This is a genomic window from Microbacterium sp. LCT-H2 (assembly GCF_001866135.1).
GTDB lineage: Bacteria > Actinomycetota > Actinomycetes > Actinomycetales > Microbacteriaceae > Microbacterium.
On the sequence record NZ_MODW01000005.1, the window covers coordinates 83940 to 97736 of the forward strand.

A 13797-nucleotide genomic window follows, 5' to 3' on the forward strand; every position below is an offset into this window, starting at 1 on the left:
CCGTCAGTAGAATCCTCGGATGCTCTCCGCCGACGATCCGCTGCCCTTCCAGCCCGCACGGGTGCTCGTCGCGGGCGTCACCGGGTCGGGGAAGACGACTCTGTCCCGACGGCTCGCCGCCCTCTGGGACCTCCGTCACGTGGAGATCGACGGCCTGTTCCACGGGCCGGACTGGACCCCGCGGGCGGAGTTCCTCGACGACGTGCGCGCCTTCGCCGCGGAGGAGCGCTGGGTGACCGAGTGGCAGTACACGAGCAAGGGCACCGACGAGATCCTGACTCCGAGAGCGCAGCTCGCGCTCTGGCTCGACTACCCGTACCGCGTGGTGCGGTCGCGTCTGCTCCGGCGCACCCTCAGCCGCAGCATCCTGCGCACCCGGATGTGGAACGGCAACGTCGAGAAGCCGATCTGGCGGATGCTGGGGGCCCCGCCGGAGGAGAGCATCCTGGCCTGGCAGACGGCGACGCTGCACAAGTGGTCCGAACGTTTTCCCGCGGTGCAGGAGCGCTTCCCCCACCTCACGATCGTGCGACTCACGCATCCGCGCGAGACGGAGTGCTGGCTGCGGGCTCAGGCCGAGGTCGGGGTGTCCACCGCGCCGCCGAAGCGCCGGTCCCGGGAGAGGTAGACCCCGATCGCGCGCCAGAGCTCCTCGCGCGAGAAGTCGGGCCACAGGGTGTCGAGGAACACCATCTCGGCGTAGGCCGACTGCCACAGCAGGAAGTTGGAGGTGCGCTGCTCCCCCGAGCTGCGCAGGAACAGGTCCACGTCCGGCATGTCCGGGACGTAGAGGTGACGACGGATCGTCTTCTCGCTGATCGCGTTCGGCTTCACCCGCCCGGCCGCGACATCGGCCGCGATGGCCCGCATCGCGTCGACGAGTTCAACCCGGCCGCCGTAGTTGACGCACATGGTGAGGGTGAGCACGTCGTTGTCGCGGGTGAGCTGCTCGGCGTACTGCAGCTCCTTGATGACGCTCCCCCACAGACGCGGCTTGCGCCCCGCCCACCGCACGCGCACACCCCACTCGTTGAGCTGATCGCGACGGCGGTGCAGCACATCGCGGTTGTACCCCATGAGGAAGCGGACCTCCTCGGGCGACCGGGCCCAGTTCTCGGTGGAGAACGCATAGACGGAGAGGTGCTTCACGCCGGCCTGGATGGCGCCGGCGACGACGTCGAGCAGCACCTCCTCCCCGGCCTTGTGGCCCTCGATACGGTTGAGGCCGCGGCGGTTCGCCCAGCGGCCGTTGCCGTCCATGACGATGGCGACGTGCTCCGGGACGGCCGGGAACGCGGGCGGGTACACGCCGGTCCAGTCGAGCGGCCGGTACGGCACGGCGTCCTTGTGCGTGTAGGGCTTCGGGCTCACCGTGCTCCTTCTCCGGGGGTGGACGACACGTGCGCGAGCGAGCGGATGCCCCGCTCCAGGTGCCACTGGGCGTACGCCGCGACGAGACCCGAGGCGGCGGCGGTGTCGGCGTGCGGGGCCGCGTCGATGAGGTCCCAGTCGCCACGGATCAGCGCACGCAGCAGTGTGAGTGTCTTCTCGGCGATCCGCGGGCTGCCGGCGGGCGCGTCGGCGTGACACACGAGTCCGCCCAGCTGCGCGACGAAGACGGAGTGCGGCCCCGGAGCCCCGCAGCGCGCGCAGTCCTCGAGGGACGGCGCCCACCCGGAGAGGGACATGACCCGCAGCAGGTACGAATCGAGGATGCTGCGCGGGGCGTGCTCGCCGCGGGACAGCGCCCGCAGCCCTCCGACGAGCAGGAGGTACTGCTCCGGGGTGGCCTCGGCGTCGCTGAGGCGGTCGGCGGTCTCGACCATGGCGTTCGCGGCGGTGAACCGATCGTAGTGCGCGGCGATGTCCGTGCCGTAGGCCCCGAGCGACTCCGCCTGCTGCACGATGTCGAGCGAGCGGCCTTCGTAGAGCTGCACGTCGGCGACCATGAACGGCTCGAGGCGGGAGCCGAACTTCGAGGAGGTGCGACGCACGCCCTTGGCGACCGCGCGCACCTTGCCGTGCCGCCGGGACAACATCGTGACGATGCGATCCGCCTCACCCAGCTTGTGGGTGCGCAGGATCACCGCTTCGTCTCGGTAGGTGGGCACCCTTCGATTATCCTCCGTGCGCGACAATGGACGCGTGACCGAACCGCTCTTCACCATTCCGCTGTGGGCGGACCTCCTCGGCGTCGGCCTCGGCGGAGTGCAGGGCGCGATGTTCGCCGCCGGATTCCAGGGGCAGCGCCGGCTCGACTGGCTAGGCGTCGCGATCATCGGGATCATGATCGGCATGGGCGGCGGTCTCATCCGCGACATCCTGCTCGGACAGACACCGGCCACCCTGCAGAACCAGTGGTATCTGGTCACCGCAGCGGGTGCGGCCTTGCTCGGCATGCTGCTGGCCGGACTCTTCACGCGGCTCAACACGGCGATCGTGGTGCTGGACGCCGTCGTGATCGGGATGTTCGGCGCCTTCGGGACGAGCAAGGCCCTCGCCTTCGGCATCCCCGAGGTTCCCGCGGTCTTCATCGGAGTCTGCGCCGCGGTCGGCGGGAGCGTGCTCCGCGACATGCTGATGGGCCTGCCGACGGCGATCATGCACGTCGGCTCGCTGTATGCCGTGGCTGCGGCCGCCGGCTGCACGTTCATCGTCGTCGCGAACGCCGTCGGGATGCCCATCCCCCTCGCAGCCGTCATCGGCATCGTCGTGACCGCCGTGATCCGGATCCTCGCGGTGACATTCGACGTCTCGCTGCCGGAGCAGCGGCGGCTCTACCGCCGCAAGGTCGCCGCGGAAACCGGTGCGATCCCGATCGTGAAGCCCCGGGACTGACTTCGAATCGCGCGATTGGCTCCATCCGGCGGCCGAATACGACCAATCGCGCGATTCGAAAGAGGGTCAGGTGGCGGCGAGCCCGTCGATCACGCGCGCGAGACCGAACTCCCACGCCGTTCGCGCGTCGTAGGGCCCACCCATGGCTTCCCCGGCAGCCTGGCCCACCGATCGAGCGAGCGGCATCTCGTCGCCCAGGTAGGTCGCCAGGCGCGGTGCCGCCTCCGCCCACGATGCCGCGAACGACTCCGCACCCTCCTCATCGCGCATGCGTGCTGCCGCGGAGAGGGTGAAATCCAGCACGAAGGTCAGCGCCGCGTCGCGCTCCACAGCACCGAGACCGAGGCCGTCGAAGGCGTGGAGCTCCCGGTCGTACTTGGCGATGGTGCCAGGGCCGAGCGCGACCCGCGGATCGTGGATGTCGATGAGCCACGGGTGGGTCCGGAGGAGACGCAGGTTGTCCTCGGCGATCGCCCGGACCGCCGCACGCCACCCGGAGTCCTGCACAGGCGCGACGAGCATCCTGGTGTGCATCGCGTCCGCCATCAGGACGAGCAGGTCGGCGCGGCTGTTGACGTGGGTGTAGATCGACATCGGCGTCAGGTCGAGGCTCTGCGCGAGAGACCGGATCGTCACCGCGCCGAGCCCGTCGGCGTCAGCCAACGCGACGGCGCGGTCGACGACGTCATCGGCCGAGTGTCGCGCCTTCGGCCCGCGCTGCGACGCCGGCGGAGCAACGGGGCTGTGCCGCCAGAGCAGATCGACGAGGTTCTTGGCCATCGGGAATAGCCTAGACCGCTCGCGCCTTAACCCTATACGCTGTACAGACTTTCAGAATGGAGAACCGTGATCATCACGCAGACCGCCCTCTCGCTCAACGTCCCCGACGTCGCCGCCTCCGCCGCTTTCGCCATGACCCACTTCGGGTTCGAGGAGGCGATGTCCGCGGAGGGCTTCGTCTCGTTGCAGCATCCAGGGCCGGTGCCCAACGTCATCTTCCTCAAGACGGGACTGTCGACGTTCCGCCCGGAGGAGATCGCCGGATCCGCAGGTCAGGGCACCCTGATCGTCTTCGTCGTCGACGAGATCGACGAGGAGTTCGCCCGCATCGCCGCTGCGGGCGCTCGCGTGGTGACCGCTCCCGAGACCGAGCCCTGGGGTGAGCGGTACTGCCAGTTCGCCGACCCCAACGGCCTCATCTGGCAGCTGGTGCAATGGATGGACTGATCCCCCACTTCGAATCGCGCGATTGGTCGCATCGGGCGGCCGAATACGACAAATCGCGCGATTCGAAAGAGGGTCAGACGGCGGCCAGCTCCTGCTGACGGCTGCGGATCGAACGGTTCACACCGGACACGATCGCCTTGAGCGATGCGGTCGAGATGTCGCCGTCGATGCCGACGCCCCACAGGCGCTGGTCGCCCACCTGCAGCTCGACGTACGCGGCGGCCTGCGCGTCGCCACCGGCGCTGAGAGCGTGCTCGACGTAGTCGTAGACCGTGATGTCGAAGCCCTGGCCCCGGAGTACCTCCACGAACGCGGCGACCGGACCGTTGCCGTTGCCCGACACGGAGACCTCCTGGTCGTCGTCCCGCAGCACGACGTCGAGCACGACGTCGCCGGACATGTCGCTCCGGGTCTGCGTGGCGAGCAGCTCGAACCGGCCCCACTTCGCCTCGGTGTCGACGGCCGGCAGGTACTCGTCGGTGAAGATCGACCAGATCTGCTCGCTGGTGACCTCGCCGCCCTCGGCATCCGTCTTGGCCTGCACGACCCCGGAGAACTCGATCTGGAGCTTGCGCGGCAGGTCGATCGCGTGGTCGGACTTGAGCAGGTACGCGACGCCGCCCTTGCCCGACTGGGAGTTCACGCGGATGACGGCCTCGTAGGAGCGACCGAGGTCCTTCGGGTCGACGGGCAGATACGGCACGGCCCATTCGATCTCGTCGACCGTCACGCCCTGTGCCTCGGCCTTGGCGGCCATGGCCTCGAAACCCTTCTTGATGGCGTCCTGGTGCGAGCCGCTGAACGCCGTGAAGACGAGGTCCCCGGCCCACGGGCTGCGCTCGGGCACAGGCAGCTGGTTGCAGTACTCGACCGTGCGCTTGACCTGGTCGATGTCGCTGAAGTCGATCTGCGGGTCGATGCCCTGCGTGAACATGTTGATGCCGAGGGCGACGAGGTCGACGTTGCCCGTGCGCTCACCGTTGCCGAACAGGCACCCTTCGATGCGGTCGGCTCCGGCCATGTACCCCAGCTCGGCCGCGGCGATCGCGGTCCCGCGGTCGTTGTGCGGGTGCAGCGACAGGATCACGTTCTCCCGGTGGGCGAGGTTGCGGCTCATCCACTCGATCGAGTCGGCGTAGACGTTCGGCGTCGCCATCTCGACCGTGGCTGGGAGGTTGATGATGACCTTGCGGTCGGGGGTCGGCTCGAAGACCTCGATGACCTGGTTGCAGACGTCGACCGCGAACTCCAGCTCGGTGCCGGTGTAGCTCTCCGGGGAGTACTCGTAGTACACCTGCGTGTCCGGGATCGTCTTCTCGAACCGACGACACAGCCGAGCGCCCTCGAGCGCGATGTCGATGATGCCCTGCTTGTCGGTGCGGAACACGACCTCGCGCTGCAGCACGCTCGTGGAGTTGTACAGGTGCACGATGGCCTGCTTGGTACCGGCGATGGCCTCGTAGGTGCGCGCGATCAGATGCTCGCGTGCCTGTGTCAGGACCTGGATCGTGACGTCATCCGGGATGAGGTTCTCCTCGATGAGCTGACGCACGAAGTCGAAGTCGGTCTGACTCGCCGAGGGGAAGCCGACCTCGATCTCCTTGTACCCCATGCTCACGAGCAGCTCGAACATGACGCGCTTGCGCTCGGGGGACATCGGGTCGATCAGGGCCTGGTTGCCGTCGCGGAGGTCGACCGCACACCAGCGCGGGGCCTCGGTGATGCGGGCGTCGGGCCAGGTGCGATCGGGCAGGTGGACGGTGATCTGCTCGTGGAAGGGCCGGTACTTGTGGATCGGCATTGCGGACGGGCGCTGAGTGTTCTGCATGATGGGCTACTTCTCTTCGTCGAAATGGACGGGCCAACACAAGCGCCGCGACGAGGAAGGCCCTAGTGTCAGGACTCGTCGCGGCAGCTAAGAAGAAGCAGACCGCCGAAAGGCATGTGGTCATGCTAGCAGGGAAGCCGCAGCCGTTTCGACGTCTGAGACGATGCGTGCCCGCGCGACACTGGTCGGTATGAGCATCCTCCGCGACCGCCCTGTCACCGCCGTCGGCGTCGCGACGGCAGTGCTGGTGCTGCTGGCCGGCTGTGCCACTGCGCCGGGAGCGTCCGCTCCGCCGACAAGCACGACCGTCCCCTCGGACATGCTCCTGGAGGAGGCGGAACCCGCACCACCGAAGGGGCGCGTCGTCGCCACAGGAACCGTGCTCGACGAGTCCGGGGACGTGCGGCTGTGTCTCGACGCGATCCGCGAGTCGTATCCGCCGCAGTGCGACGGCGTCCCGCTCGACGACTGGAGCTGGGATGGCCTGGACGGCCGCGAGGCGTCCGGCGAGACGCGGTGGGGGGCCTACGCGGTGACCGGCACCTGGGACGGCGAGCGATTCACGGTGACCGATCCCCCGTCGCTCCTCGCCCTCTACGATCCGATGGTTCCGGAGGATCCGACGGCCGGCGTCGACGGCACGAGCTCGGCGGACGAGCTGAATCGGGTGCAGAACGACATCGCCGGACGCCTCGGCGCGGACGCGCTCGCCCTGTCGACGGACCGCGGCTACGTGTGGCTCCAGGTCGTCTGGGACGACGGGACGCTGCAGGACGCGGTCGATGCCGAGTACGGCGAGGACGTGGTCGTCGTCACGTCTGCGCTCCGCGAGATCGACTAGGCGTCGGTGACCAGGGCGAGCTTGCCGCCCGGGTGACCGGTGGCGAGGAGCCGATGGGCCTCGGGCGCCTCGGCGAGCGGGAACGTGCGTGCGAGCGGCACCACCAGGTCACCGTTCTGCGCCAGGGCGATGAGCTCGCTGCGCACCTCGTCGCGGAACCGGGCGCTGTCGGGCATCGACCCCGCGATCGCTAGGAACCCGTCGGCCGACGCTCGCGCGACGTTCGCGATCGTGACGATCCGGCGGCGATCGGACAGCAGGGCGACGGACACGTCGACGGCCTCGTCCGTGCCCACCGCGTCCAGAGCCGCCGCGATCGGCCCGTCGGCCAGCGCGCGCACCCGATCAGCGAGTCCGGAGCCGTAGGCCACCGGGATCCCACCGAAACGGCGGACCTCGCCGAAGCGTTTGGGGCTGGCGGTGCCGATGACCCGGACCTCCCGGAGCCGCGCCTGCTGAAGCACGCTGACACCCACCGCGCCGGACGCCCCATGCAGCAGGACCGTCTCCCCCGGCGTCGCCCCGGTGACGGCGAGCATCTCCGCGGCCGTCGTGCCGACGAGCAGGAGGTTGGCCGCTTCCGGGTGGGTGAGCGTGGACGGCTTCGCGAACACCTTCGCCGCGGGCACCGTGACCTCGGTCGCGTAACCGCCCCGCACGCGGAACGCCACGACCTCATCGCCGACCTCGGCCTCACCGGAACCGATGCGGGTCGCGGGGCCGATCGCCGCGAGCTCACCCGAGACCTCGTAGCCGATGGGCACCGGGAACTCGATCCCCGGCCGGGCGGCGGCGACATGCTTCGCGTCGGCCGGATTCACCCCCGCGGCCCGGACCCGGATCGTGACCTCGCCCCGGCGCGGCGGCGCGGGCACGTACTCCTCGAAAGCCCACGACTCGGGAGATCCCGCCGCCTCCGCCACCCAGTGCCTCGCCATGGTCAGCCGTCCTGCCGTCAGAGGAAGCAGCGGATGTTGGTCGCCGAGCCGGAGACGTTGCTCCACGCATTGGCGGAGACCGTCACCAGGACTGTGCTCCCGTTCCGGACCTGCATGTAACCGGAGGTGCGGGCGTTCGCCGCCGACTTCGTCGCGAAGGAGGACGGGATCGCGATGGTCGTACAGCTCCCCCAGCTCAGCATGGCGCCGACGCGATTGAGCTCCCGGTACGCGCAGATCCGACCGGTCGCACAGTTCCCGACCGCTCGCGCCATCGTGCGGACGGTCGCCATGTTCGAGGTGTACTCCATGTCGAGCTTCGGCCATACGGCGCTGCCGGCGTCGATCACCACGCCACCGGGCACCTCGTCGAGGATGCGCACCATCAGCGGGTCGAGCGGCGGCTCCTCAGCCGTGGCCGCGACGACAGGGCCGCCTGCTCCGGTCAGGACCAGGGCCAGTCCGACCACGACGGCGATGCGCAGCCGCGTCATCGCAGCATCTCCTCGTCGATGTCCCACATCCGGTAGTCGACGATCGCCCCCGCGGGGAACACCCCGTCGTCCTTGAGCACAGTCCGTTCGAGACCCACGATGCGGCCGGTGTCGAGCGATACGAGCACGTCGTCACGGACGACGCCGTCGGCAGAGACCACACGGATACCGGAGACCGGGCGGCCGAGACGATCGTTCGTCGTCCCCAGAGCCTCCGCGCCCCCGGATTCCTCGATCAAGGCCAGCAGCTCGGCGTGCTGCGCGTTCGTGAGCGTCCACTGCCCGAAGACGGAGGTGATCGCCGTCACCACCTCGAACGCGGTCGGCTGCTCAGGCATGTCGAAGGCGACCAGCAATGCCCGGACGTCCTCAGCGGAATCGCCCGGGACAGCGACGACGGGAGTGACGAACTCACCCGGAGCGAGGACGACACGGGATGCCACCTCGCCCGTGCTCTTCACCTCGGCCTGCCCGTTCGCCACCGCATCCGTCGGAGCGTACGGCTCACCGTTGATGGCGACGGCCTCTCCCGAGAGGTCCTCCTCCCAGGTGAAGGTCGCGAACTGCGGCACGACCTCGGCCCGTTCGGTGTCGACCTCGACGTTGTACGACCAGAAGGCCGTGCGTGTCGAGCGCTCCGGTTCCGCTGGTGGACTGAAGACCGCGAGATCCGCCTCCGCCGCGGCCACCGTGTCACCCAGCGAACCGGCATCCTCGAACACGAGCGGAGACGGCGCTCCCGCCACGGCAGCTCCCTGCGGGAGGAGGACACCGATCGCCACAGCGGCGGACGCGGCGACAGCCGTCAGCCCTGCCGCCCAGCCGATCGTCCGTGCTCGCCGGCGTCGCGGGGCACCCGCGGACCGGATGATGCTGTCGCGCGCGGCGATGGCGCGCGCGTCCGGAGGAGCATCACGCGGGGTGCGCGCGGGATCGGCCTCCACGAGCACACGCTCAAGCAGGGCATTGTCAGACATCACGCACTCCCCGTCCCCTCCAGTCCCAGCGTGGCGCGCAGCCGTTCTTCGGCCCGCGCCAGCGTCTTCCGCACCCGGGACTCGGAAGCACGCAGCAGTTCCGCAATCTCCCCCACCGCGAGTCCATCCCAGTACGTGAGCATGATGATACGCCGTTGCCCCGGCGTGAGGACACCCAAAGCTCTGAGCACCTCGCTGCGCCCGAACCCGCCAAGGCTCTCCGGGTCGCCGGAGAGCCCCGAATGCACCGCGTCGATCGCCCCGTGCACGACGGAGGAGCGACGAGCCCGCGCGCGGAGGTGACGGTCGGTCTGACGGAGCAGCCAGACCTTCCCCGGCGGACGGGTGGGGCGCAGTCGCGACCACGCGTCGAGGAAGACCTCCGACACGATCTCGCTGACTTCGTCGTCATCCGGGACGACGCCCTCGATGTGATGGCGCACCGTCGCCCAGTGCTCATCGAACACTCGTGTGAAGACCTCGTTCCGCAGCGAGCTCGGGTCTTCGCCGCGGCCGATCATGTCGGTGGGGTCGGCGGTCGGCCCGCCGCCTCCGACGTCCTGCAGTCCGGCATGTCAGAACCCGAGCCGCCCGAGCTGCTTGGGGTCGCGCTGCCACTCCTTCGCGACCTTGACGTGGAGCCCGAGGAACACGCGGGTCCCGAGAAGGTCCTCGATGCCGGCGCGGGCGCGCGCTCCCACGTCGCGGAGACGCTTGCCCTTGTGGCCGATGATGATCGCCTTCTGGCTGTCCCGCTCGACGACGATCGAGGCATGAACGTCGGTGAGGTCGCTGTCCTCGCGCGGGGCGATGTCGTCGACGACGACGGCGATCGAGTGCGGGAGCTCGTCGCGCACGCCGTCGAGTGCGGCCTCGCGGATGATCTCGGCGATGCGGTCCTCGGTCGACTCGTCCGTGGTGACGCCCTCGGGGTACAGCGCGGGCCCCTCCGGCATGAGCTGCAGGATCTCGTCCGCGAGCACCTCGAGCTGGTCGTGCGTCAGCGCCGACAGCGGGATCACCGCGGCCCAGTCCTCCCGGAGGGAGTCCACCTCCATCAGCCGCTCGGTGATCTCGTCGCGCCCCGCGGCATCGGTCTTCGTGACGATCGCGATCTTCTGCGCGCGCGGGTAGCCGTCGAGCGACGCGGCGATGCGCCGATCGCCCGGACCGACCTTCTCGGTCGCGGGCACGCAGAAGCCGATCACGTCGACGTCTCCCAGGACCTGCTCCACGAGGTCGTTCAGCCGCTCGCCCAGGAGCGTGCGCGGCTTGTGGATGCCGGGGGTGTCCACGATGACGAGCTGTCCGTCGGGGCGGTTGAGGATGCCGCGGATCGCCCGGCGGGTGGTCTGCGGCTTCTCGCTCGTGATGGCGATCTTGTCGCCCACCAGCGCATTCGTCAGGGTGGACTTTCCGACGTTCGGTCGGCCGACGAAGGTCACGAACCCGCTCCGGGTGTCCTCAGTCATCGCGTCGCTCTCCTTCTTCCTGCGCCTCGTCGGCTTCTGCCGCCCTCTCGACGAACACCGTCGCGATCCCTCGGCCGCGCCCTCGCGAGGCGCCACCCGTGAGGACCAGGCCGTCCACGACCGCGGTCGCGCCGGGCTGCGGGACCTGTCCGAGCGCCTTCCCGAGCAGCCCGCCGATCGAGTCGACGTCTTCATCCTCGAGCTCGAGGCCGAACAGATCGCCCACATCCTCCAGCGACAGCCGCGAGCTGACGCGGTAGCGTCCGGCACCGAGATCCACGAACTCCGCGGATACCTGATCGTACTCGTCCGAGATCTCCCCGACGAGCTCCTCGATCAGGTCCTCCAGCGTCACGAGCCCCGAGATGCCGCCGTGCTCGTCGATCACCAGGCACACATGCACGGCATCGCGCTTCATCTGCTGCAGCAGGGTCTCGGCGCGCATCGACTCGGGGACGAACGTGGCCGGTCGTGCGATCGGGCGGATGGACGCCGCACGCCAGGCACTGTCGTCGCGGTACGCGAACTGCACGAGATCCTTGAGGTACAGCACCCCGACGACGTCGTCGGCCTCGTCGTCGACCACGGGCATGCGGGACACGCCGCGATGCAGGAAGAGCGACATGGCCTCGTCGGTCGTCGCCTCCGCACCCACGGTGACCATCTCCGTGCGCGGCACCATCACCGCGCGGACGAACTGGTCCGTGAAGTCGAACACCGAGTGGATGAGGTCGCGGTCGTCCTCCTCGATGAGGTCGTTGGACGCGGCCTCGTCGACCATGCTCAGCAGCTGATCCTCGCTGGAGAATGAGCTGCGTCCGGTACCCGGCGTCACCCGGTTTCCGAGGACGACGAGTCCCTGGGCGATCGGCCCGAGGATGATGCGCAGCCCGCGGACGACGTTCGCGCTGCCCCGGATCATGCTCTCGGCATGCTGATGCCCGAACGTGCGCGGACTCGCCCCGACGAGGACGAAGGTGATGCCGGTCATCAGGATGGCCGCGGCGAGCATGGCCCACCAGATGCTCTCGAACATGATCGTAAACGCGACCGTCACCAGCACGGCGGCCGTCACCTCCGCGAGGACGCGGATGAAGGCGACGGCGTTGACGTGCGCGTCGAGATCGGCGGCGATCCGCTCCAGCGCCTTCGCGCGGCGGCCCTCCGTGGCCATGTCGGCCAGACCGGCGCGGGAGGTGACGCTGTACGCCGCGTCGATCGCGGCCATGAGGCCACCGAACGCCACCAGCAGGACGGCGGCGACGAGCAGCAGCAGCTCCGTCATCGCCGACGACGCTCGGACGCGGCGAAGCCCTGGATGAGCTGCTTCTGCAGCCCGAACATCTCCCGCTCCTCGTCCGGCTCGGCGTGGTCGAACCCGAGCAGGTGCAGCAGTCCGTGCGTCGTGAGCAGGATGAGCTCGTCCATGAGGGTGTGGCCGGCGGCCTGGGCCTGTGTCTCCGCGACCTGCGGGCAGAGGACGATGTCGCCGAGCAGCCCTGGGGGCGTCGGCCGGTCCTCGGTGCCGGGGCGGAGCTCGTCCATGGGGAAGCTCAGGACGTCGGTCGGGCCCGGCTCATCCATCCACTGCACGTGCAGCGCCTCCATGGCACCCTCGTCGACGAGCACGATGGCCACCTCGGCGTCCGCGCTGACGTGCAACTGCGCGAGGTTGAAGTCGGTCAGCCGCTGCAGCACGGTCTCGTCGACGTCGATCGCCGACTCGTTGTTGATCTCGATCATGAGAGCCCTCGTTTCGGCATGCGGTCGCGTGGTCCTGGTCGCTGGGCGCCGCGGCGCTCGGCACGATTGGCGAACTCGTGCGCCTGCTCGCGCTCAGCCCGCTGCGCCACGCGCCGCTCGTCGTACTCGCTGTAGGCGTCCACGATGCGCCCCACCAGGGAGTGCCGGACCACGTCGTCACTGGTGAGACGGGAGAAGTGGATGTCGTCGATGCCGTCGAGCACCCGGGTGACCAGACGGAGGCCGGAAGCGCCCTGCGGGAGGTCGACCTGCGTGATGTCGCCGGTCACGACCATCTTCGTGCCGAACCCGAGACGCGTGAGGAACATCTTCATCTGTTCGGGCGTGGTGTTCTGGGCCTCGTCGAGCACGACGAAGGAATCGTTGAGCGTGCGCCCGCGCATGTAGGCGAGCGGGGCGACCTCGATGGTGCCGGTCGCCATCAGGCGCGGCACGATCTCCGGATCCATCATCTCGTTCAGTGCGTCGTAGAGCGGCCGCAGGTACGGGTCGATCTTGTCGGTGAGCGTTCCGGGGAGGAACCCGAGGCGCTCCCCTGCCTCGACCGCCGGACGGGTGAGGATGATGCGGGTGACCTCCTTGCGCTGCAGCGCCTGGACGGCCTTCGCCATCGCCAGGTAGGTCTTGCCCGTTCCGGCCGGACCGATGCCGAACACGATCGTGTTCTCCTCGATCGCGTCGACGTACTCCTTCTGACCGAGGGTCTTCGGCCGGATCACCTTGCCCCGCGTTGAGAGGATCGCCTCGCCCAGCACCTCACTGGGCCGCGGGCCGCCATCCTGACGCAGCATGCGCGCCGAGCTCGACACGTCGCTCGGGGCGAGGTCGTGCCCGGCCTTCGTCATCGTGAGGAGCTCGTCGACGAGGTTCTTCGCCTTGGCGACGGCCTCGCGCTCGCCCGTGAGCGTGATCTCGTTGCCGCGGACGAGCACCTGCACGTCGCGGTGCTCGCGCTCCAGCATCCGCAGCAGCCGGTCCTGCGGACCGAGCAGCTGCACCATCGCGACGCCGTCGGCATAGAGCCGTTCGGTGACGTTTTCCTGATCGTCAGAAGCCAACGAGCTTGTTCTCCTCGAGGTTGCCGAGCACATGGGCGTGCACGTGGAACACGGACTGCGCGACGCTCGCGCCGTTGTTGAAGATGAGGCGGTACTCGCCGTTCGCGTGCTCGTCGGCGATGCGCTTCGCCGCGGCGACCATCTCGGCCAGCAGTGCGGGATCCCCGGCCGCGAGTGCGGTGACGTCGCGGTACTCCTCGGTCTTGGGAATGACGAGCACATGGAGCGGCGCCTGCGGATCGATGTCGCGGATCGCGAAGACGCGGCCCGTGTCGAGCAGGATCTCCCCCGGGATGTCCCCGGTGAGGATGCGCGTGAAGATCGAGGGTTCGCTCATGCTCTCAGCTTACTGGGGGACCG

Annotated in this window: 17 protein-coding genes; 4 read left to right on the top strand and 13 right to left on the bottom strand. The window is 69.1% G+C overall.

Annotated features, from left to right (window positions below; translation table 11 throughout):
* Positions 1 to 19: 19 nt before the first annotated feature.
* Positions 20 to 628, top strand: a complete 609-nt coding sequence (locus BK819_RS12865) for an AAA family ATPase (RefSeq protein WP_071329501.1) — start codon at positions 20 to 22, stop codon at positions 626 to 628.
* On the opposite strand, the gene BK819_RS12870 is transcribed toward BK819_RS12865, so the two are convergent.
* Together BK819_RS12870 and recO are read right to left on the bottom strand one after the other, a co-directional pair.
* On the bottom strand, positions 571 to 1371 hold the full coding sequence (locus tag BK819_RS12870; RefSeq protein WP_071329502.1) for an isoprenyl transferase: 801 nt from the start codon (positions 1369 to 1371) through the stop codon (positions 571 to 573). The genes BK819_RS12865 and BK819_RS12870 overlap by 58 nt on opposite strands.
* Positions 1368 to 2111, bottom strand: coding sequence for a DNA repair protein RecO (recO, locus tag BK819_RS12875; protein WP_025103676.1), 744 nt, complete (start codon positions 2109 to 2111; stop codon positions 1368 to 1370). Before recO ends, BK819_RS12870 begins: the two co-directional genes overlap by 4 nt.
* Before the next feature lie 34 nt (positions 2112 to 2145).
* On the opposite strand from recO, the gene BK819_RS12880 reads away from it, so the two are divergent.
* Positions 2146 to 2838 carry a trimeric intracellular cation channel family protein gene (locus BK819_RS12880; RefSeq protein ID WP_071329503.1) on the top strand — a complete coding sequence of 231 codons (693 nt, stop codon included), beginning with the start codon at positions 2146 to 2148 and terminating at the stop codon, positions 2836 to 2838.
* 66 nt (positions 2839 to 2904) lie between these two features.
* On the opposite strand, the gene BK819_RS12885 is transcribed toward BK819_RS12880, so the two are convergent.
* Positions 2905 to 3618: a TetR/AcrR family transcriptional regulator C-terminal domain-containing protein gene (locus BK819_RS12885; RefSeq protein ID WP_071329504.1), complete on the bottom strand. Its 714-nt coding sequence runs from the start codon at positions 3616 to 3618 to the stop codon at positions 2905 to 2907.
* Positions 3619 to 3684: 66 nt separating this feature from the next.
* On the opposite strand from BK819_RS12885, the gene BK819_RS12890 reads away from it, so the two are divergent.
* A complete protein-coding gene (locus tag BK819_RS12890; protein WP_071329505.1) occupies positions 3685 to 4065 on the top strand; it encodes a VOC family protein in 381 nt (126 codons plus the stop codon).
* 73 nt (positions 4066 to 4138) lie between these two features.
* Here the strand turns inward: BK819_RS12890 and leuA are convergent, their stop codons facing one another.
* Positions 4139 to 5893, bottom strand: a complete 1755-nt coding sequence (leuA, locus tag BK819_RS12895; RefSeq protein ID WP_071329506.1) for a 2-isopropylmalate synthase — start codon at positions 5891 to 5893, stop codon at positions 4139 to 4141.
* 190 nt (positions 5894 to 6083) lie between these two features.
* On the opposite strand from leuA, the gene BK819_RS12900 reads away from it, so the two are divergent.
* On the top strand, positions 6084 to 6734 hold the full coding sequence (locus BK819_RS12900) for a hypothetical protein (RefSeq protein WP_071329507.1): 651 nt from the start codon (positions 6084 to 6086) through the stop codon (positions 6732 to 6734).
* Here BK819_RS12900 and BK819_RS12905 read toward each other — a convergent pair.
* The 9 genes from BK819_RS12905 to BK819_RS12945 are packed head-to-tail and all read right to left on the bottom strand — an operon-like array spanning position 6731 to position 13774.
* Positions 6731 to 7672, bottom strand: coding sequence for an NADP-dependent oxidoreductase (locus BK819_RS12905; protein WP_143049302.1), 942 nt, complete (start codon positions 7670 to 7672; stop codon positions 6731 to 6733). The two genes, BK819_RS12900 and BK819_RS12905, sit on opposite strands and share 4 nt — an antisense overlap.
* Positions 7673 to 7689: 17 nt before the next feature.
* Positions 7690 to 8166, bottom strand: a complete 477-nt coding sequence (locus BK819_RS12910) for a hypothetical protein (protein ID WP_071329508.1) — start codon at positions 8164 to 8166, stop codon at positions 7690 to 7692.
* A complete protein-coding gene (locus BK819_RS12915; protein ID WP_071329509.1) occupies positions 8163 to 9143 on the bottom strand; it encodes a hypothetical protein in 981 nt (326 codons plus the stop codon). Before BK819_RS12915 ends, BK819_RS12910 begins: the two co-directional genes overlap by 4 nt.
* The gene (locus BK819_RS12920) at positions 9143 to 9664 is read right to left on the bottom strand and encodes an RNA polymerase sigma factor (protein ID WP_071329510.1); all 522 of its coding nucleotides are present in this window, start codon (positions 9662 to 9664) and stop codon (positions 9143 to 9145) included. Before BK819_RS12920 ends, BK819_RS12915 begins: the two co-directional genes overlap by 1 nt.
* Positions 9665 to 9718: 54 nt before the next feature.
* Positions 9719 to 10615, bottom strand: coding sequence for a GTPase Era (gene era, locus BK819_RS12925; protein ID WP_071329511.1), 897 nt, complete (start codon positions 10613 to 10615; stop codon positions 9719 to 9721).
* Complete coding sequence (locus BK819_RS12930) at positions 10608 to 11900, bottom strand: hemolysin family protein (protein ID WP_071329512.1); 1293 nt, start codon at positions 11898 to 11900, stop codon at positions 10608 to 10610. The genes era and BK819_RS12930 overlap by 8 nt, the downstream gene beginning before the upstream one ends.
* Positions 11897 to 12358, bottom strand: coding sequence for an rRNA maturation RNase YbeY (gene ybeY / locus BK819_RS12935; RefSeq protein ID WP_025103688.1), 462 nt, complete (start codon positions 12356 to 12358; stop codon positions 11897 to 11899). The genes BK819_RS12930 and ybeY overlap by 4 nt, the downstream gene beginning before the upstream one ends.
* A complete protein-coding gene (locus BK819_RS12940) occupies positions 12355 to 13380 on the bottom strand; it encodes a PhoH family protein (RefSeq protein ID WP_240743087.1) in 1026 nt (341 codons plus the stop codon). The genes ybeY and BK819_RS12940 overlap by 4 nt, the downstream gene beginning before the upstream one ends.
* A 46-nt stretch (positions 13381 to 13426) precedes the next feature.
* Positions 13427 to 13774: an HIT domain-containing protein gene (locus BK819_RS12945; protein ID WP_071329514.1), complete on the bottom strand. Its 348-nt coding sequence runs from the start codon at positions 13772 to 13774 to the stop codon at positions 13427 to 13429.
* Between the last annotated feature and the right edge of the window lie 23 nt (positions 13775 to 13797).

Bases quoted from the DNA above. Each gene is read 5' to 3' on its own strand.
- BK819_RS12865 (WP_071329501.1), top strand. From the start codon at position 20: ATGCTCTCCGCCGACGATCCGCTGCCCTTCCAGCCCGCACGGGTGCTC.
- BK819_RS12885 (WP_071329504.1), bottom strand. From the start codon at position 3,618: ATGGCCAAGAACCTCGTCGATCTGCTCTGGCGGCACAGCCCCGTTGCT.
- leuA (WP_071329506.1), bottom strand. From the start codon at position 5,893: ATGCAGAACACTCAGCGCCCGTCCGCAATGCCGATCCACAAGTACCGG.
- BK819_RS12900 (WP_071329507.1), top strand. From the start codon at position 6,084: ATGAGCATCCTCCGCGACCGCCCTGTCACCGCCGTCGGCGTCGCGACG.
- BK819_RS12905 (WP_143049302.1), bottom strand. From the start codon at position 7,672: ATGGCGAGGCACTGGGTGGCGGAGGCGGCGGGATCTCCCGAGTCGTGG.
- BK819_RS12910 (WP_071329508.1), bottom strand. From the start codon at position 8,166: ATGACGCGGCTGCGCATCGCCGTCGTGGTCGGACTGGCCCTGGTCCTG.
- BK819_RS12915 (WP_071329509.1), bottom strand. From the start codon at position 9,143: ATGTCTGACAATGCCCTGCTTGAGCGTGTGCTCGTGGAGGCCGATCCC.
- BK819_RS12920 (WP_071329510.1), bottom strand. From the start codon at position 9,664: ATGATCGGCCGCGGCGAAGACCCGAGCTCGCTGCGGAACGAGGTCTTC.
- era (WP_071329511.1), bottom strand. From the start codon at position 10,615: ATGACTGAGGACACCCGGAGCGGGTTCGTGACCTTCGTCGGCCGACCG.
- BK819_RS12930 (WP_071329512.1), bottom strand. From the start codon at position 11,900: ATGACGGAGCTGCTGCTGCTCGTCGCCGCCGTCCTGCTGGTGGCGTTC.
- ybeY (WP_025103688.1), bottom strand. From the start codon at position 12,358: ATGATCGAGATCAACAACGAGTCGGCGATCGACGTCGACGAGACCGTG.
- BK819_RS12940 (WP_240743087.1), bottom strand. From the start codon at position 13,380: ATGGTGCAGCTGCTCGGTCCGCAGGACCGGCTGCTGCGGATGCTGGAG.
- BK819_RS12945 (WP_071329514.1), bottom strand. From the start codon at position 13,774: ATGAGCGAACCCTCGATCTTCACGCGCATCCTCACCGGGGACATCCCG.